Annotated in this window: 17 protein-coding genes; all 17 read left to right on the top strand. The window is 70.4% G+C overall.

Translation table 11 applies throughout. The features are described 5' to 3' along the window. Window positions 1-12 precede the first annotated feature (12 nt). The 17 genes from rho to atpD all read left to right on the top strand — a co-directional run bounded on the left by rho (window position 13) and on the right by atpD (window position 17,957). Entirely contained in the window at window positions 13-2,136 is a 2,124-nt protein-coding gene (rho, locus tag ACZ58X_RS13100) for a transcription termination factor Rho (RefSeq protein ID WP_470333740.1), read from the top strand. Between the two features lie 140 nt (window positions 2,137-2,276). Next, the gene (locus tag ACZ58X_RS13095; RefSeq protein WP_470333739.1) at window positions 2,277-3,401 is read left to right on the top strand and encodes an LCP family protein; all 1,125 of its coding nucleotides are present in this window, start codon (window positions 2,277-2,279) and stop codon (window positions 3,399-3,401) included. 196 nt (window positions 3,402-3,597) lie between these two features. Then, entirely contained in the window at window positions 3,598-3,819 is a 222-nt protein-coding gene (gene rpmE, locus ACZ58X_RS13090; protein WP_350504385.1) for a 50S ribosomal protein L31, read from the top strand. Window positions 3,820-3,970: 151 nt separating this feature from the next. Further along, on the top strand, window positions 3,971-5,047 hold the full coding sequence (gene prfA / locus ACZ58X_RS13085) for a peptide chain release factor 1 (RefSeq protein ID WP_470333738.1): 1,077 nt from the start codon (window positions 3,971-3,973) through the stop codon (window positions 5,045-5,047). A gap of 63 nt (window positions 5,048-5,110) precedes the next feature. Further along, complete coding sequence (gene prmC, locus ACZ58X_RS13080; RefSeq protein ID WP_470333737.1) at window positions 5,111-5,977, top strand: peptide chain release factor N(5)-glutamine methyltransferase; 867 nt, start codon at window positions 5,111-5,113, stop codon at window positions 5,975-5,977. Window positions 5,978-6,106: 129 nt separating this feature from the next. After that, window positions 6,107-6,754 (top strand): L-threonylcarbamoyladenylate synthase, encoded by a 648-nt coding sequence (locus tag ACZ58X_RS13075; RefSeq protein ID WP_360233605.1) that lies wholly within the window; start codon window positions 6,107-6,109, stop codon window positions 6,752-6,754. A 32-nt stretch (window positions 6,755-6,786) separates the two neighbouring features. Next, entirely contained in the window at window positions 6,787-7,428 is a 642-nt protein-coding gene (locus ACZ58X_RS13070; protein WP_360233710.1) for an arsenate reductase/protein-tyrosine-phosphatase family protein, read from the top strand. Between the two features lie 88 nt (window positions 7,429-7,516). Then, window positions 7,517-8,797: a serine hydroxymethyltransferase gene (locus ACZ58X_RS13065; RefSeq protein ID WP_470333736.1), complete on the top strand. Its 1,281-nt coding sequence runs from the start codon at window positions 7,517-7,519 to the stop codon at window positions 8,795-8,797. A 173-nt stretch (window positions 8,798-8,970) separates the two neighbouring features. Beyond that, the gene (locus ACZ58X_RS13060) at window positions 8,971-10,251 is read left to right on the top strand and encodes an MraY family glycosyltransferase (RefSeq protein ID WP_470333735.1); all 1,281 of its coding nucleotides are present in this window, start codon (window positions 8,971-8,973) and stop codon (window positions 10,249-10,251) included. 301 nt (window positions 10,252-10,552) lie between these two features. After that, window positions 10,553-10,996 carry a hypothetical protein gene (locus ACZ58X_RS13055; RefSeq protein WP_470333734.1) on the top strand — a complete coding sequence of 148 codons (444 nt, stop codon included), beginning with the start codon at window positions 10,553-10,555 and terminating at the stop codon, window positions 10,994-10,996. Between the two features lie 285 nt (window positions 10,997-11,281). Beyond that, complete coding sequence (atpB, locus tag ACZ58X_RS13050) at window positions 11,282-12,097, top strand: F0F1 ATP synthase subunit A (RefSeq protein WP_470333733.1); 816 nt, start codon at window positions 11,282-11,284, stop codon at window positions 12,095-12,097. Window positions 12,098-12,181: 84 nt separating this feature from the next. After that, window positions 12,182-12,415 (top strand): ATP synthase F0 subunit C, encoded by a 234-nt coding sequence (gene atpE, locus ACZ58X_RS13045; protein ID WP_350511999.1) that lies wholly within the window; start codon window positions 12,182-12,184, stop codon window positions 12,413-12,415. Window positions 12,416-12,452: 37 nt separating this feature from the next. Next, on the top strand, window positions 12,453-13,013 hold the full coding sequence (locus ACZ58X_RS13040) for a F0F1 ATP synthase subunit B (protein ID WP_470333732.1): 561 nt from the start codon (window positions 12,453-12,455) through the stop codon (window positions 13,011-13,013). Then, window positions 13,010-13,825, top strand: a complete 816-nt coding sequence (locus ACZ58X_RS13035; protein WP_470333731.1) for a F0F1 ATP synthase subunit delta — start codon at window positions 13,010-13,012, stop codon at window positions 13,823-13,825. Before ACZ58X_RS13040 ends, ACZ58X_RS13035 begins: the two co-directional genes overlap by 4 nt. Before the next feature lie 162 nt (window positions 13,826-13,987). Beyond that, window positions 13,988-15,562, top strand: coding sequence for a F0F1 ATP synthase subunit alpha (gene atpA / locus ACZ58X_RS13030; RefSeq protein WP_363429370.1), 1,575 nt, complete (start codon window positions 13,988-13,990; stop codon window positions 15,560-15,562). 32 nt (window positions 15,563-15,594) lie between these two features. Beyond that, a complete protein-coding gene (locus ACZ58X_RS13025) occupies window positions 15,595-16,509 on the top strand; it encodes a F0F1 ATP synthase subunit gamma (protein ID WP_375892970.1) in 915 nt (304 codons plus the stop codon). Window positions 16,510-16,511: 2 nt separating this feature from the next. After that, window positions 16,512-17,957, top strand: coding sequence for a F0F1 ATP synthase subunit beta (gene atpD / locus ACZ58X_RS13020; RefSeq protein ID WP_470333730.1), 1,446 nt, complete (start codon window positions 16,512-16,514; stop codon window positions 17,955-17,957). The last annotated feature ends 174 nt before the right edge of the window (window positions 17,958-18,131 follow it).

Below are 18,131 nucleotides of genomic sequence, written 5' to 3'. Positions count from 1 at the left end.
GAAGGACCCTTAGTGAGCGACTCCACCGATCTGATGGGCGCGCGCCCGGACGCCGAAGCGTCGGACGCGACCGCCGCCCCCGCTGCCCCGGCCCGCCGCCGCCGCAGTGCCGCCGCGGGCCTGGACGGCATGGTCCTCGCCGAGCTGCAGAAGCTCGCCGCGGACCTGGGCATCACCGGTACCGGGCGCATGCGCAAGAGCCAGCTGATCGAGACCATCAAGGAGAAGAGCGGCGGGGACCCGCTGCTCGCCGCCGGTGGCGCCCCGGCCGCCAAGCGCACCGCCGCCAAGGCGGACGCCGAGGCCCCGGCCGAGAAGCCGGCCCGCCGTACCAAGGCCGCCGCCGCGGCCGCCGCCGCGGCCCCGGCCGCCGAGCCGCAGGCCCAGATCGAGATCCCGGTCCAGGCCGCCGCCGAGACCGCCGCGCCGGCCCGTGCCGAGCGCACCCGCCGCCGCGCCACCTCGGCCGCCGGCGCCCCGACCGCGCCCGTCGCGGCCGCGGAGGCCGTCGCCGAGGCCGCCACCGTCGCGGTGGCCGAGCCCAAGCAGGCCGACCGTCCGGCCGAGACCCGCGCCTTCGAGGGCCGCGAGGAGGGTCGCGAGACCCGTCGCGACCGCCGCGAGCGCCGTGACCGCCGGGACGGCGGCGAGCGCACGGAGCGGACGGAGCGCACCGAGCGCACCGAGCGTCAGGACGCCGGCGAGGCCCAGGCCGGGCAGGACGCCGACGGCCGCGAGTCGCGTCGCGACCGCCGCAACCGCCGCGAGCGCACCGACCGCCAGGGCCAGCAGGGCCAGCAGGGCCAGGGCGACGGCCAGCAGCGCCGCGAGGGCGGCCAGGGCCAGCAGGCCCAGCAGCCGCAGGCCCAGCAGGGCGGCTACGACGACGACGAGTTCGGCGAGGGCCGTCGGGGCCGTCGCGGCCGTTACCGCGACCGTCGGGGCCGGCGCGGCCGTGACGGCTTCGAGGCCGGTCCGGTCGAGACCCAGATCGGCGAGGACGACGTCCTGATCCCGGTCGCGGGCATCCTCGACATCCTCGACAACTACGCCTTCGTGCGCACCTCCGGCTACCTGCCGGGCCAGAACGACGTCTACGTCTCGCTCGCCCAGGTCCGCAAGAACGGCCTGCGCAAGGGTGACGCCATCACCGGTGCCGTGCGCCAGCCGCGCGAGGGCGAGCGCCGCGAGAAGTTCAACGCCATGGTGCGGCTGGACTCCGTCAACGGCATGGACCCGGAGACCGGCCGCGGCCGCCCCGAGTTCAACAAGCTCACCCCGCTGTACCCGCAGGAGCGGCTGCGCCTGGAGACCGACCCGGGCGTGCTGACCACCCGGATCATCGACCTGGTGTCGCCGATCGGCAAGGGCCAGCGCGGTCTGATCGTCGCGCCGCCGAAGACCGGCAAGACCATGGTGCTCCAGGCGGTCGCCAACGCGATCACCCACAACAACCCCGAGTGCCACCTGATGGTCGTCCTGGTCGACGAGCGTCCGGAAGAGGTCACCGACATGCAGCGGTCGGTCAAGGGCGAGGTCATCTCCTCGACCTTCGACCGCCCGGCCGAGGACCACACCACCGTTGCCGAGCTGGCCATCGAGCGCGCCAAGCGCCTGGTCGAGCTGGGCCACGACGTGGTCATCCTGCTGGACTCGATCACCCGCCTGGGCCGCGCCTACAACCTGGCGGCGCCGGCCTCCGGCCGCATCCTGTCCGGTGGTGTCGACTCGACCGCGCTGTACCCGCCGAAGAAGTTCTTCGGTGCCGCGCGCAACATCGAGAACGGCGGCTCGCTGACCATCCTGGCCACCGCGCTGGTCGAGACCGGCTCGCGGATGGACGAGGTGATCTTCGAGGAGTTCAAGGGCACCGGCAACATGGAGCTCAAGCTCGACCGGAAGCTCTCGGACAAGCGCATCTTCCCGGCCGTCGACGTGGACGCCTCCAGCACCCGCAAGGAGGAGATCCTGCTCGGCAGCGAGGAGCTGGCCATCGTCTGGAAGCTGCGCCGGGTGCTGCACGCGCTCGACTCGCAGCAGGCGATCGAGCTGCTCCTGGACAAGATGAAGCAGACCAAGAGCAACGCCGAGTTCCTGATGCAGATCGCCAAGACCACCCCCGGTTCGGGCGACTGACCGTAATCGGACACCCGGCACTGCACGGAACCCCGGATCGCGCGAGCGGTCCGGGGTTCCGTGCGTCGGTGGCCGCTTTGTTCCAGAGTTGGGACAGCTTGGGACTATTTGATCTTCTTGTCCGATTTACTCTGGACCGTATGGCCGAGCACAAGAGGGTCCCGAGTCGCCGCCGCAAGGTCCTGCGGTGGTCCGCCTGCGCGGTCGCCGCGCTCGTCGTCGCCGGCGGCGGTGCGGGGGCGTACGCGTACCTGAAGCTCAACGGCAACATCAAGAGCGTCGACATCGACTCCCGCCTCGGCGACGCCCGGCCCCCGGCCGCCACCGACGGCTCCTTCAACATCCTGGTGCTGGGCTCCGACTCGCGGGTCGGCGAGAACGGCGACCTGGCCGGCGGGGACACCGGCGACTCCGCCCGCTCCGACACCGCGATGGTGGTCCACGTCTACCAGGACCACTCCAGGGCCTCGGTCGTCTCGATCCCGCGCGACACCCTGGTCGACCGCCCGCAGTGCACCGACGGCGCCGGCAAGGCCGTCCCGGCGGCCAAGCGCGCGATGTACAACAGCGCCTTCGAGGCGGGCGGTGCGGCCTGCGCCGTCAAGACCACCGAGCAGCTCACCGGGCTGCGGATGGACCACTACCTCCAGGTGGACTTCGCCGGCTTCGCCCGGGTCGTGGACGCGATAGGCGGGGCCACCGTGACCACCACGGTGGCCATCCACGACAAGGACAGCGGGCTCGACCTGCCGGCCGGGCAGCACCACCTGGACGGGCAGCAGGCGCTGGCCTTCGTGCGCACCCGGCACGGCGTCGGCGACGGCAGCGACCTCGGCCGGATCGAGCTGCAGAAGCAGATGGTCAAGTCGCTGCTCCAGCAGGCCGGCGGGATCGGACTGTTCTCCAACCCGGTCAAGCTGTGGTCGATCGGCGACACCATGACCAAGAGCGTCACCACCGACTCCGCGCTCGGCTCGGTGAACTCCCTGGTCGGGCTGGTGCAGGAGCTCAAGGGGATCGGGCCGGACCAGCTGAGCATGGTCACCCTGCCGGTGGTGACCGCGCCCAGCGACCCCAACCGGGTGGTGGAGCAGCAGCCGCAGGCCGGGAACGTCTGGGCGGCGCTCAAGGCCGACCAGCCCCTCCCGCAGGCGGTCGTCTCGGCCCAGCCGGAGAACCCCGCCCAGGCGGCCCCCACGGCCCCGGCGGCGGGCACCGTGAAGCCGTCCGTGAAGCCCACCGCGAAGGCCTCCGCCGTCCGCTGAGCCGCCGGCCCGGGCCCGGGCCCGCCACCGCCCGGGCGGCCGCTCGGAGGTGCCCGGAACGCCCCCCGGAATAAGCCGCGGCGGGCCCCGGTTTGGGAAGATGCGGCCGGTCCTGGCAGACTGGTCCGTCGGTCCCGGTTCACGTGCGGCATCCCAGCCGCCGACCCGGTGCCCTCCCGAAAACTAGGAGATCCCCTTGAAGTCCAACGTTCACCCGGAGTACGTGGTCACCAACGTGACCTGCACCTGCGGCGCCGAGTTCACCACCCGCTCGACCGAGACCAGCGGCGTGATCCGCGCCGAGGTCTGCTCGCAGTGCCACCCGTTCTACACCGGCAAGCAGAAGATCCTCGACACCGGTGGCCGCGTGGCCCGCTTCGAGGCCCGCTTCGGCAAGCAGCACAGCGCGAAGGCCTAGCGCTCCCTCGGCGCCGGTTCCCGGTGCCCCCGTACTCGTTGTCGGGGGCGCTGGGGGCCGGCGCCGTTCGCGTCCCAGCGCGAACCGCACAGCTCCGCCCCCGTTCCGAACCCCCCCCGCACGTCCGAGTCCCCGGGAAGAAGGCCACCCCATGTTCGAGGCAGTCGAAGAGCTCCTCGTCGAGCACGCCGACCTCGAGACGAGGCTGGCCGACCCGTCGGTCCACGCGGACCAGAACAACGCCCGCAAGCTGGCCAAGCGGTACGCCGAGCTCACCCCGATCACCCGGGTCTACCGGAAGTGGCGGCAGGCCGGCGAGGACATCGAGGCCGCGCGCGAACTCGCCGCCGAGGAGCCGGAGTTCCTCTCCGAGGTGAAGGAGTCCGAGGCGCGCCGCGACGAGCTGACCGAGGAACTGCGGCTGCTGCTCGTCCCGCGCGACCCGAGCGACGACAAGGACGTCATCCTGGAGATCAAGGCGGGTGAGGGCGGCGAGGAGTCCGCGCTGTTCGCCGGCGACCTGCTCCGGATGTACCTGCGCTACGCCGAGCGGATCGGCTGGAAGACCGAGATCATCGACTCCAACGAGTCCGACCTCGGCGGCTACAAGGACGTCTCGGTGGCCGTGAAGACCAAGGGCAACACCGAGCCTGGCCAGGGCGTCTGGGCCCGGTTGAAGTACGAGGGCGGCGTGCACCGCGTGCAGCGCGTCCCCGCCACCGAGTCGCAGGGCCGCATCCACACCTCCGCGGCGGGCGTGCTGGTCACCCCCGAGGCGGAGGAGGTCGAGGTCGAGATCGTCGCCAACGACCTGCGGATCGACGTCTACCGCTCCTCCGGTCCCGGCGGCCAGTCGGTCAACACCACCGACTCGGCGGTCCGGATCACCCACCTGCCGACCGGTATCGTGGCGTCCTGCCAGAACGAGAAGAGCCAGCTGCAGAACAAGGAGCAGGCGATGCGCATCCTGCGTTCGCGGCTGCTGGCCGCCGCGCAGGAGGAGGCCGAGCGGGAGGCCTCGGACGCGCGTCGCAGCCAGGTCCGCACGGTGGACCGCTCCGAGCGGATCCGGACGTACAACTACCCGGAGAACCGCATCTCGGACCACCGCACGGGGTTCAAGGCGTACAACCTGGACCAGGTCCTGGACGGCGACCTGAACGCCGTGATCCAGTCCTGCGTCGACAAGGACGCGGCGGCCAAGCTCGCCGCGGCCCAAGAGAACTGAGACCGGCGCGCCCCAGCCCGACGCAAGACCGAAGCCGGAGCGCAGAAACATGAGGTCGTACGGATGAACCTGCTGCTCGCCGAGGTGGCCCAGGCCACCCAGCGGTTGGCCGCGGCCGGCGTGCCGTCGCCGCGCTTCGACGCGGAGGAACTCGCCGCCTACGTCCACAACGTCAAGCGCAGCCAGCTGCACACCGTGCAGGACGCCGACTTCGACGCCCGCTACTGGGAGGCGGTCTCGCGCCGCGAGGCCCGCGAGCCGCTGCAGCACATCACCGGGCGGGCGTTCTTCCGCTACCTCGAACTGGCGGTCGGCCCCGGGGTGTTCGTGCCCCGGCCGGAGACCGAGACGGTCGTCGAGTGGGCCATAGACGCCGTGCGCGACATGGACGTCGCCGAGCCGCTGGTGGTCGACCTGTGCTCCGGCTCGGGCGCCATCGCGCTCGCCCTGGCCCAGGAGCTGCCGCGCTCGACCGTGCACGCCTTCGAGCTGGACGAGGGGGCGCTGGAGTACACCCGGCGCAACATCGAGGCCAGCCCGGACCGCGCCAGGGTCACCCTGCACGCCGGTGACGCCACCAAGGCCTTCGAGGACGACCGCTCCTGGGACGGCCGCTTCGACCTGGTGATCTCCAACCCGCCGTACATCCCGCTCACCGAGTGGGAGTACGTCGCGCCGGAGGCCCGCGACCACGACCCGCAGATGTCCCTGTTCTCCGGCGAGGACGGCCTGGACACCATCCGCGGCATCGAGCGGGTGGCCGCCCGGCTGCTCCGCCCGGGCGGCGCGGTGGTGATCGAGCACGCCGACCAGCAGGGCGGCCAGGTGCCGTGGATCTTCAACGAGGAACGCGGTTGGACGGACACGGCCGACCACCGCGACCTGAACAACCGACCGCGCTTCACGACCGCCCGGAGGGTCGGGTCGTGAACCTCAAGCGCAGCACGGCCGCCCGCAGGGTCGGGTCGTGAACGGTCGAACCCGGCACGACCGCCCGCAGGGCCGGTTCGTGCACACCGCCGTGAACGTCATGAGCCTTTCCGGAAGGGGACCGCACCGATGAGCCGCCGCTACGACTGTGCCGACGCCGGGGACCGCGCCACCGGCCTGCGTGAGGCCGCATCGGCCATCCGCCGCGGCGAACTCGTCGTGCTGCCCACCGACACCCTGTACGGGGTCGGCGCGGACGCCTTCTCCCCGGAGGCCGTCGGCGAGCTGCTGGCCGCCAAGGGCCGTGGCCGCAACATGCCCTCGCCCGTCCTGGTCGGCTCGCCGACCACCCTGCACGGCCTGGTCACCGACTTCTCCGAGCAGGCCTGGGAACTGGTCGACGCGTTCTGGCCCGGCGGCCTCACCCTGGTCGCCAAGCACCAGCCCTCGCTGCGCTGGGACCTCGGCGAGACCCGCGGCACCGTCGCGGTCCGGATGCCGCTGCACCCGGTCGCCATCGAGCTGCTGAACAGCACCGGCCCGCTCGCCGTCTCCAGCGCCAACAAGACCGGTGGCCCGTCCCCGGCGACCTGTGACGAGGCGCAGGCCCAGCTGGGCGACGCGATCTCGGTCTACCTGGACGGCGGCACCGCCGACCACGCCACCGCCTCGTCCATCGTCGACGTGACCGGCAAGGTGCCCGTGCTCCTGCGGGCCGGGGCGATCAGCATCGAGCAGCTGAGGGAGGTCGTCCCCGACCTGGAGGCCGGAAGTTGACACCCACCGCCTCGCTCCATGACGGGCCCGGCATAGCGCCGTACCTGAGCGTGGGTCCCAGGCCGCTGGACCACTTCCGGATCCTGTTCGTCTGCACGGGGAACATCTGCCGCTCGCCGATAGCCGAGCGGCTCACCCGGCGTGAGCTGGACACCCGGCTCAGCCCCCGGGTGGCCGGGCGGATCCTGGTGGAGAGCGCCGGCACCTGGGGCCACGTGGGCGCGCCGATGGAGGACCACGCGGCGACCGTGCTCGACGAGTACGGCGCCGACAGCGGTGGCTTCACCGGTCGGGAACTGCTGGACGAGCACGTGGTCGAGGCCGACCTGGTGCTGACCGCGACCCTGGACCACCGCGCCCAGGTGATCTCGATGGGCCACGAGGCGGGCCTGCGCACCTTCACGATGAAGGAGTTCACCCGGCTGGTCCGGACGATCGACCCGGGCACCCTGCCCGACCCGCGCCGCGGCGCCGACGTCACCGAGCGGGCCCGCGCCCTGGTGCGGGCCGCCGCCGCGCTGCGCGGCTGGCTGCTGGCCGCGACCCCGGAGTCCGACGAGGTGGACGACCCGTACGGCGCGCCGATCGGCATGTTCCGCAACTGCGGCGAGGAGATATTCCACGCGGTCGACCCGGTGGTCACCGCGCTGACGGGCGTGCCCGCGCCGCGCTGACGGCCGAACGGCCCCTTCTCGGCGGGCCGGACGGGGTCGACGGTCCTACGCTGGGGGCACCGTCCCTGCCGCGCCCGGGAGCCCTGCCATGACCGTCACCGATGCCGCGACCGGCTCGACCGCGACGACGGGGCGCCCGTGGGCGTCCGAAGCGCTGCACCGGGCGGATCCGCAGATCGCCGACCTGCTGGCCGCCGAGTCCGAGCGGCGCGCCGAAACGATCCAGCTGCTGGCGGGGGAGAACCTGACCACGCCCGCCGTGCTGGCGGCGCTGACCGGGCCGCTGATCGACAAGTACGCCGAGGGCTACCCCGGCCGCCGGCACCACACCGGCTGCGCGCTGGCGGACGCCGCGGAGCTGCTGGCGATCGACCGGGCACGCGCACTCTTCGCCGCGCCGCACGCCAACGTCCAGCCCCGGTCGGCGACTTCGGCGCTGCTCGCGGCCTACGCGGCGCTGCTGCGGCCCGGTGACAGGGTGCTGGCGATGTCGCTGGAGCACGGCGGCCACCTCAGCTGCGGCTCGCGGGCCAACTTCTCCGGCCGCTGGTTCGAGTTCACCGGCTACGGCGTGCGCGAGGACGACGGCCTGATCGACCTCGACCAGGTGCGCGAGCTGGCCCGGCGGCACCGCCCGAAGGCCATCGTGGCGGGTTCGATCTCCCACCCCCGGCACCCGGACTGGGCGGCCTTCCGGGAGATCGCCGACGAGGTGGACGCCTATCTGATCGCCTCCGTCGCGCAGACCACCGGCCTGGTCGCGGCCGGGGTGGCGCCCTCCCCGGTGCCGTACGCGGACGTCACGGTGGCCGCCACCCACAAGCTGCTGCGCGGCCCGCGCGGCGGTCTGCTGCTGTCCACCGCGGAGCTGGCCGAGCGGATCGACCGGGCGGTGTTCCCGTTCAGCCAGGGCGGCGCGGCGATGAACGAGGTGGCCGGCAAGGCGGTGGCCCTCGCGGAGGCCGGGACGCCCGCCTACCGGGCGTACGCGCAGCGGACGGTGTCCGGGGCGCAGGCGCTCGCCAGGGGGCTCGCAGAGGCCGGTATGCGCCCTCTGACGGGCGGGACCGACACCCACCTGGTCACCGCCGACGTCAGCCCGCTCGGCGTGACCGGCGCGGAGGCCGAACGGCGCTGCGCGGCGGCCGGGTTGCTGCTCGGCAAGTGCGCGCTGCCGTACGACCCGGCGCCGGCCGCCGACGCCTCCGGGATCAGGCTGGGCACGGGTACCGTGACCAGCCAGGGGATGGGGGAGGCGGAGCTGACCGGGATCGCCGCGCTGATCGGCCGGCTGCTCGCCGGGGAGGCCCCGGGGCCGGTCGCGGCACGGGTCCGGGAGCTGGCGGCGGCCTTCGCCGGGGGAGCCTGAGGCCCGGGCGTCCACAGGTATTCGGTTCTCCTACCCGGGAGAGCGAACCGCGATGCACGTCCCGGGCGTCCGACTCAATAAGGTGTGTGCCGTGGCGACGCACCTCGAACCCCGGGAAGGCAGGGGAGTACCTTCGGTACCTCCCCGTTCGACAGTGATGCAGGAGGCCAGTGGTGCGTGAGTATCTGCTGGTGCTGTTCTGCACCGCCGCCGTCACCTACCTGCTGACCGGTCCGGTCCGGAAGTTCGCCATCGCGGCGGGCGCGATGCCCCCGGTCCGCGCCCGCGACGTGCACCGCGAGCCCACTCCGCGGCTCGGCGGCATCGCGATGTTCGGCGGACTGTGCGCGGGCATCCTGGTCGCCTCCCAGCTGGACAACCTGAGCAAGGTGTTCAACGGGGGCAGCGACATCCGCGCGCTGCTGTCCGGCGCCGGGATCATGTTCCTGCTCGGGGTGCTGGACGACAAGTGGGGCGTGGACGCCCTGGTCAAGCTGGGCGGCCAGATGATCGCCGCCGGCGTGATGGTCTGGCAGGGCGTCACGGTGATCAGCCTCCCGGTGCCCGGCGTCGGCTCGGTCGCGGTGAGCCCGACCCAGGGCATGGTCATCTCGGTCACCCTGGTCGTCGTCATGGTCAACGCGGTGAACTTCATCGACGGACTGGACGGCCTGGCGGGCGGCATGGTCTGCATCGCCGCGATGGCCTTCTTCCTGTACAGCTACCGGCTCTGGTACGGCTACACGATCTCCGACGCGGCCCCCGCCGTGCTGTTCAGCGTGCTGCTGATCGGCATGTGCCTGGGCTTCCTGGCGCACAACATGCACCCCGCGCGGATCTTCATGGGCGACTCCGGCTCGATGATGCTCGGCCTGATGCTGGCCGTCGCGGCGATCTCGATCACCGGCCGGGTCGACCCGGACCTGATCAACAGCGAGACCGGTTCGCAGACCGCCACCGTGCACACCCTGGTGCCGATCTACATCCCGCTGCTGCTGCCGCTGACGGTCATCGCGCTGCCGCTGGCCGACCTGCTGCTCGCGGTGGTGCGCCGCACCTGGGCCGGCCAGTCCCCGTTCGCGGCCGACAAGCGCCACCTGCACCACCGGCTGCTCCAGGTCGGGCACTCGCACAGCCGGGCCGTGCTGATCATGTACTTCTGGGCCGCGCTGATCGCCTTCGGCACGGTCGCCTTCTCGGTGACCAACACCGGCCGCGCGGTGGTGCTGACCCTCGCCGGGCTCTGCCTGGTCGGCCTGGTGGTCCTGCTGACGCCGCGGTTCCGGCCGCGGGCGCCCCGGGCGGTGCAGTCCTTCGTCCCGCCGCGGTACCGGCGGCGCTCGCCGTCCGCCCCGATGGCCGAACTGTCGGCGAAGGACAAGCAACTTCTGGGTGAAGCCGGCCGGGGGTCCACCGCGTCCGGCGACCACCACAAGGCCACCGGCCGCCGGTGACAGCCACGTTGACGATCCGTCAAATGGGCTCACCCGTACGGCGGATTCGTTGCGCCATCGGTGTGACAGGAGCCACACATTCATGGTAAAGCTCTCATCAAATAGTTTGTGATACCGTTCACGAGTACCGAGAACACGCCGAAAGACCTGACAGGTGGAGGACTTCCGTCCCTGGTCGGTCTCCTTCGACGGATCCGCCGCTCACCGCGGGCGGTCCGGCGGCGGCCACTCGGTCCGGTGTCACCCCGCCACCATCTGTGCCCGTCCCCCGCCACATCGACATGCCGCCGGAGCTGCCGACATGCCGTCCACCGACGCCCAGATCCTCCGGGGCGCCGCGATTCCCACTGCGGTCGCCGGGATCATCGCCATGGCGATCTCCTTCGCCGTCGCCGGTGGGAAGGGCCTGCTCGGCGCCCTCTTCGGCGCCCTCCTGGTGCTGGCCTTCTTCAGCTCCGGCCAGTTCGCGCTCGAGCGGCTGACCAGGTCGAACCCGCAGATCATGATGGCCGCGGCGCTGATGGTGTACACCACCCAGATCCTGCTGGTCGGCATCGTGCTCGCGGTGTTCAAGGACACCGAGCTCTTCAACCGGCAGACCTTCGCCTTCACGTTGATCGGCTGCGTGCTGATCTTCACCGGCTTCCAGGTGCGCGGAGCACTCAAGGCCAAGATGTTCTACGTCGACCCCCACGCCTCGGAAAGCAAGGGCGACAAGCCCTCCGACAAGGGTCGTCAACAGTGACGAGGCCCAGCTGTCCCCCCAACGAGGGGGGCGGTGTTTATGCCGCACTGACGGGCTGCTATCGTCCGTCGCAACAACGGAGTACGGGAAGAGGCCTGGTCTGTCCGGATCGCGGACTGATCGCCCCCCGGACCCGCGAAGTCTTCGATGATCCCGCGGTCGTGCAGTACGCCGTCGTGCGGGATCGGCGAGATACCCATCAAGTTCCAGTGCCGCTCCGTGGTCGCAGGCCACGCCGACACACCGAGGTTGCCGTAACCATGCGCCACGACGAAGGAGTCCGCGGTGAGTGCTGAACTCACGTCCTCGCTCGCCTCAGGCAGTTGCCACTTCGGGGACGCTGGCTGCGGCTTCCCGGCCCCGGGCCTGAACGAGTTCCAGTTCAAGCCGATCTTCTCGGTCGGCGGCGTCGACTTCAACAAGCCGATGCTGCTGTCGATCATCGTCGCGTTGCTGGTCGTCGTGTTCTTCTGGGCCGCTTTCGCCAAGCCGCGCCTGGTCCCCGGCAAGCTGCAGCTGGTCGGCGAGATCGGCTACGACTTCGTCAAGCGCTCCATCGTGCTGGAGACGATCGGCAAGAAGGGCGAGAAGTACGTCCCGATGCTGGTCTCGATGTTCTTCTTCGTCTGGTTGATGAACATCATGTCGATCATCCCGTTCGCGCAGTTCCCGGTGACGGCGTCGATCGCCTTCCCCGCGGGTCTGGCCGCGGTCGTGTGGATCACCTACATGACGCTGACCTTCAAGAAGCACGGGTTCGTCGGCGGTCTCAAGAACCTCTGCTGGCCGTCGGGCATCCCCGGCTGGGTCATGTTCATCCTGGTCCCGATCGAGTTCTTCTCGAACATCTTCGTGCGCCCCTTCACCCTGGCGGTCCGAGCCTTCGCGAACATGTTCGCCGGCCACCTGCTGGTCGTGATGTTCTCCGTCGCCTCCTGGTACCTGCTCAGCCCGACCCTGGGCGCGCTGTACGGCTCGGCCTCCTTCGTGGTCGCCGTCGGCCTCACCGCCTTCGAGCTGCTGGTGCAGTTCCTGCAGGCCTACATCTTCGTGATGCTGGCCAGCAGCTACATCGCCGGTGCCCTGGAAGAAGCGCACTGAGCCACGCAGCTTCGGCTGCTTCCCCTCCCGAACGCCCGGTGGCCAACCACCACCGGTCCACCACCCCGCAAAGGACAAGCTGAAATGCAGCAGCTCGCTGAGGTCTACGGTTCCGTCGCCTCGATCGGTTACGGCCTCGCCGCGATCGGCCCCGGCATCGGTGTTGGTCTCATCTTCGGTAACGGTGTCCAGGCCATGGCTCGTCAGCCCGAGGCTGCCGGCCTGATCCGCTCCAACATGTTCATCGGCTTCGCGCTGACCGAGGCGCTCGCCCTCATCGGCATCGTCATGCCGTTCGTCTTCGGCGCCGGCAAGTAATTCCCACGCCGTAGACCCTTTCGAGGAAGGTCCAGATATGAGTTTCGCGGCTCAGCTCGCGGAGGAGGGGGAGAAGATGAACCCCCTGCTTCCCGCGTGGCCCGAGGTCATCATCGGCCTGCTCTGCTTCTTCATCGTCTTCGGTCTGCTCGGCAAGAAGCTCCTCCCCAGCATCGAGAAGGTGCTGTCGGAGCGCCGGGACGCCATCGAAGGCGGCATGGAGCGCGCCGAGGCCGCCCAGGCGGAGGCCCAGGCCCTGCTTGAGCAGTACCGCGCCGAGCTCGCCGAGGCGCGCCACGAGGCTGCCCGCATCGTCGAGCAGGCTCGCGAGCAGGGCGCCGCCCAGCTCACCGAGATGCGCGAGGAGGGCCAGCGTCAGCGCGAGGCCATCGTCGCCGCCGGCCACGCCCAGATCGAGGCCGACAAGAAGCAGGCGACTGCCGCCCTGCGTCAGGACGTGGGTTCGCTGGCCACCCAGCTGGCTTCCCGCATCGTCGGCGAGTCCCTCGAGGACAACGCCCGGCAGAGCGGCGTGATCGACCGCTTCCTGAACGAGCTCGAGGCCAAGGCCGCCGTGGCTCAGGGTGCGGCCAAGTGATCGGCGCCAGCCGCGAGGCTCTCGCCGCCGGTCGGCAGAACCTGGACAGCCTGACCGACTCCACCTCGGTGGACGCGGCCGAGCTCGCCGAGGAACTCGCCGCCGTCACGGCCGTGCTGGACCGCGAGGTGTCGCTGCGCCGCGTCCTGACCGACCCGTCCCGGTCGGGCCAGGACAAGGCCCAGCTGGTCACCTCGCTGCTGACCGGTCAGGTCTCCGGCGAGACCGTCGACCTGGTCTCCGGCCTGGTCCGCTCCCGCTGGTCGGGTGCGCGTGACCTGGTGGACGCGGTCGAGGAGCTCGCCGCCTACGCCGAGGTCATCGCCGCGGACAAGGCCGGCGTCCTGGACGACGTCGAGGACGAGCTGTTCCGCTTCGGCCGGGTGGTCAGCGGCTCGCACGAGCTGCGCGCCGCGCTCACCGAGCCGAAGGCCGGCGCCGGCGCGAAGGCCGGGCTGATCAACAAGCTGCTCGGCGGCCGCGCCAACGCCGGCACCGTCCGGCTGGTCACCGCCCTCGTCAACGCGCCGCGCGGCCGTAGCCTGGAGCAGGGCCTCGAGTCCTACTCGAAGCTCGCCGCCGCGCGCCGCGGCCGCATGGTGGCCCTGGTCACCAGCGCGGTGCCGCTGTCGGACACCCAGAAGGAGCGCCTCGCCGGTGCTCTGGGCCGGATGTACGGCCGCCAGGTCCACCTGAACATCGACGTCGACCCCGAGGTCGTCGGTGGTGTCCGGGTGCAGATCGGCGACGAGATCATCGACGGCACCGTGTCGAGCCGCCTCGAAGGCGCTCGCCAGTCGCTCGAAGGCTGAGCAGGACCGAGCAGCACATCCGACCCTCGGTCGGGAAACCGGCTCCCCATGGAGTCGGCAAAACGTACGGCCGGTTCATACGACCCGGCCGAGAGTCGAGTACTTGCGGCCGGCCCTCAACGGCGGGCCGAGGATCGCAAACTAGGAGAGCAGGGAAGCCTGATGGCGGAGCTTACGATCCGTCCGGAGGAGATCCGGGACGCGCTGGCCGACTTTGTCCAGTCGTACCAGCCGGACGCCGCTTCTGTGGAAGAGGTCGGCACGGTCACTGACGCGGCGGACGGCATCGCGCATGTCGAGGGCCTGCCCTCGGTCATGGCGAACGAGCTGCTGAAGTTCGAGGACGGCACGCTCGGCCTCGCGCTGAACCTCGACACCCGCGAGATCGGTGTCGTCGTCCTCGGTGAGTTCGGCGGTATCGAAGAGGGCCAGACCGTGCGCCGCACCGGCGAGGTCCTCTCGGTTCCGGTCGGCGACGGCTACCTCGGCCGCGTCGTGGACCCGCTGGGCAACCCGATCGACGGCCTCGGCGAGATCGCCGCCAGCGGCCGTCGCGCCCTTGAGCTGCAGGCCCCCGGCGTCATGGCCCGCAAGTCGGTCAAGCAGCCGCTGCAGACCGGTATCAAGGCCATCGACGCGATGACCCCGATCGGCCGTGGCCAGCGTCAGCTGATCATCGGTGACCGCCAGACCGGCAAGACCGCGGTGGCCGTCGACACGATCATCAACCAGCGTGACAACTGGCGCTCGGGCGACCCGGAGAAGCAGGTCCGCTGCATCTACGTCGCCGTGGGCCAGAAGGGCTCCACCATCGCGTCCGTCCGCGGCGCCCTGGAGGAGGCCGGCGCGCTGGAGTACACCACCATCGTGGCCGCTCCCGCGTCCGACCCGGCCGGTTTCAAGTACCTGGCCCCGTACACCGGTTCGGCCATCGGCCAGGAGTGGATGTACGACGGCAAGCACGTCCTGATCATCTTCGACGACCTGTCGAAGCAGGCCGAGGCCTACCGTTCCGTCTCCCTGCTGCTGCGCCGCCCGCCGGGCCGCGAGGCCTACCCGGGTGACGTCTTCTACCTGCACTCCCGCCTGCTGGAGCGCTGCGCGAAGCTGAACGACGCCCTGGGCGGCGGCTCGATGACCGGTCTGCCGATCATCGAGACCAAGGCCAACGACGTCTCGGCGTACATCCCGACCAACGTCATCTCCATCACCGACGGCCAGTGCTTCCTGGAGTCCGACCTGTTCAACGCCGGCATCCGCCCGGCCGTGAACGTCGGTATCTCGGTCTCCCGCGTCGGTGGCTCCGCCCAGATCAAGGCCATGCGCTCGGTCGCCGGCCGTCTGCGCCTGGACCTCGCCCAGTACCGTGAGCTGGAGGCCTTCGCCGGCTTCGGTTCCGACCTGGACGCGGCCTCCAAGGCCCAGCTGGAGCGCGGTGCGCGCATGGTCGAGCTGCTCAAGCAGGGCCAGTACCAGCCGTTCCCGGTCGAGGAGCAGGTCGTCTCCATCTGGGCCGGCACCACCGGCAAGCTGGACGACGTCCCGGTCGCCGAGATCCGCCGCTTCGAGCGCGAGTTCCTGGACCACGTCCGCCTGCAGCACAAGGACCTGCTCGCCGGCATCGTCGAGACCGGCCTGCTGGCCGACGGCACCGTCGACGCCCTGACCGGCGCGATCGAGGCCTTCAAGCAGGGTTACCAGACCGCCGACGGCAAGCTGCTCTCCGAGCAGGCCTGAGTCCGGTAGCGAGGGAAAGGACGTAACGACCCATGGGAGCACAGCTTCGGGTCTACAAGCGCCGGATCCGCTCTGTCACCGCGACGAAGAAGATCACCAAGGCGATGGAGATGATCTCCGCGGCGCGCATCGGCAAGGCGCAGCGCGCGGTGGCGGCCTCCGCTCCGTACGCCGATGAGCTCACCCGGGCGGTGACGGCGGTGGCCACCCGGTCCAACGCCAAGCACCCGCTCACCACCGAGAACCCGAACGCCACCCGCGCTGCGGTCCTGCTGATCACGGCGGACCGCGGCCTGGCCGGCGGTTACTCGTCCAACGCCATCAAGGCCTCGCTGACGCTCTCCGAGCGCCTGCGCGGCGAGGGCAAGGACGTCGTGACCTACATCGTCGGTCGGAAGGGTCTGTCGTACTACACCTTCCGCAACCTGGCGGTCGGGAACTCGTGGACGGGCTTCTCGGACAAGCCGACCTACGGCGACGCGAAGACGGTGGCGGCCGAGCTGATCGAGGCCTTCACGGCCGAGACCGGCGGCGTGGACGAACTCCACGTGGTCTCGACCGAGTTCGTGTCCATGCTGACGCAGGACGCGGTCGCGGCGCGGCTGCTGCCGCTGAAGCTGGACGAGGTCCAGCTCAGCGACCAGACGCCGGCCAAGTCGGAGATCTTCCCGCTGTACGACTTCGAACCGTCGGCGGAGGGCGTGCTCGACGCGCTGCTGCCGCGGTACGTCGAGAGCCGGATCTACAACGCGCTGCTGCAGTCGGCCGCTTCCGAGCACGCCGCCCGCCGCCGCGCGATGAAGAGCGCGACGGACAATGCCGGCGAGCTCATCAAGTCGCTCACGCGGCTTGCCAACTCGGCCCGTCAGGCCGAGATCACCCAGGAAATCAGCGAGATCGTCGGCGGCGCCAACGCCCTCGCCGACGCTAGCCGCGGGAGCGAATGAGTATGACCACCACTGTTGAGCCGACCACGGCGACGGGCCGCGTCGCGCGGGTCATCGGCCCGGTCGTCGACGTGGAGTTCCCCGTCGACGCGATTCCGGAGATGTTCAACGCCCTGCACGTCGAGGTGGACAACCCCGACGGCTCGGGCAAGAAGACCCTCACCCTCGAGGTCGCCCAGCACCTCGGCGACGGCCTGATCCGCGGCATCTCGATGCAGCCGACCGACGGCCTGGTCCGCGGTTCGCAGGTCACCGACACCGGTTCGGCGATCTCCGTGCCGGTCGGCCAGATCACCAAGGGCAAGGTGTTCAACGCCCTCGGTGACGTGCTGAACGTCGACAAGGCGGAGTTCGACAAGCAGGTCGAGGTCCGCTGGCCGATCCACCGCAAGGCCCCCGAGTTCAAGGACCTCGAGTCCAAGACCGAGATGTTCGAGACCGGCATCAAGGTCATCGACCTGCTCACCCCGTACGTCACGGGTGGCAAGATCGGTCTGTTCGGTGGTGCCGGTGTCGGCAAGACCGTTCTGATCCAGGAGATGATCTACCGCGTCGCCGAGAACTTCGGTGGTGTGTCGGTGTTCGCCGGTGTCGGCGAGCGCACCCGTGAGGGCAACGACCTCATCGACGAGATGGTCGACTCGGGCGTCCTGGACAAGACCGCGCTGGTCTTCGGCCAGATGGACGAGCCGCCGGGCACCCGTCTGCGGGTCGCGCTCTCCGCGCTGACCATGGCGGAGTACTTCCGTGACGTCGAGAAGCAGGACGTGCTCCTCTTCATCGACAACATCTTCCGGTTCACCCAGGCCGGTTCCGAGGTGTCGACCCTGCTCGGCCGCATGCCCTCCGCGGTGGGCTACCAGCCGAACCTGGCCGACGAGATGGGCCTCCTCCAGGAGCGCATCACCTCGACCCGCGGTCACTCGATCACCTCGATGCAGGCGATCTACGTCCCCGCGGACGACCTGACCGACCCGGCGCCGGCCACCACCTTCGCCCACCTGGACGCGACCACCGTTCTGTCGCGTCCGATCTCGGAGAAGGGCATCTACCCGGCCGTCGACCCGCTGGACTCCACGTCCCGCATCCTCGACCCGCGGTACATCACGGCGACCCACTACGAGACGGCCGTCCGTATCAAGGGGATCCTGCAGAAGTACAAGGACCTCCAGGACATCATCGCCATCCTCGGTATGGACGAGCTGTCCGAAGAGGACAAGATCACGGTGCACCGCGCCCGTCGCATCGAGCGCTTCCTCTCGCAGAACACCTACGTGGCGAAGCAGTTCACCGGTGTCGAGGGCTCGACCGTGCCGCTGTCGGAGACCATCGAGGCCTTCAACTCGATCGCCGACGGCAAGTACGACTCCGTCCCGGAGCAGGCCTTCTTCATGTGCGGTGGCATCGAGGACCTCGAGAAGAACGCCGCCGAGCTGGCGAAGAAGTAGTCGCGGCCGGTAGCAGCTGAGTGACCGTGAGGGGTGGCCCCCGAGCCTGGGGACCACCCCTCGCGGCACATCGGCTGTGATTCCGGTCAAATCCGTGCCGCCGGTTTCATGCCGGAGGCGCGGGGCCGTTATTCTTACCGAAACTCCCGAGTAATCGGGGGTTGCATGAGCCTA

The organism is Kitasatospora sp. NPDC040550, assembly GCF_055594965.1.
The sequence above is the reverse complement of the archived record's forward strand: the minus strand, read 5'-3'. Positions and strand labels throughout refer to the sequence as shown.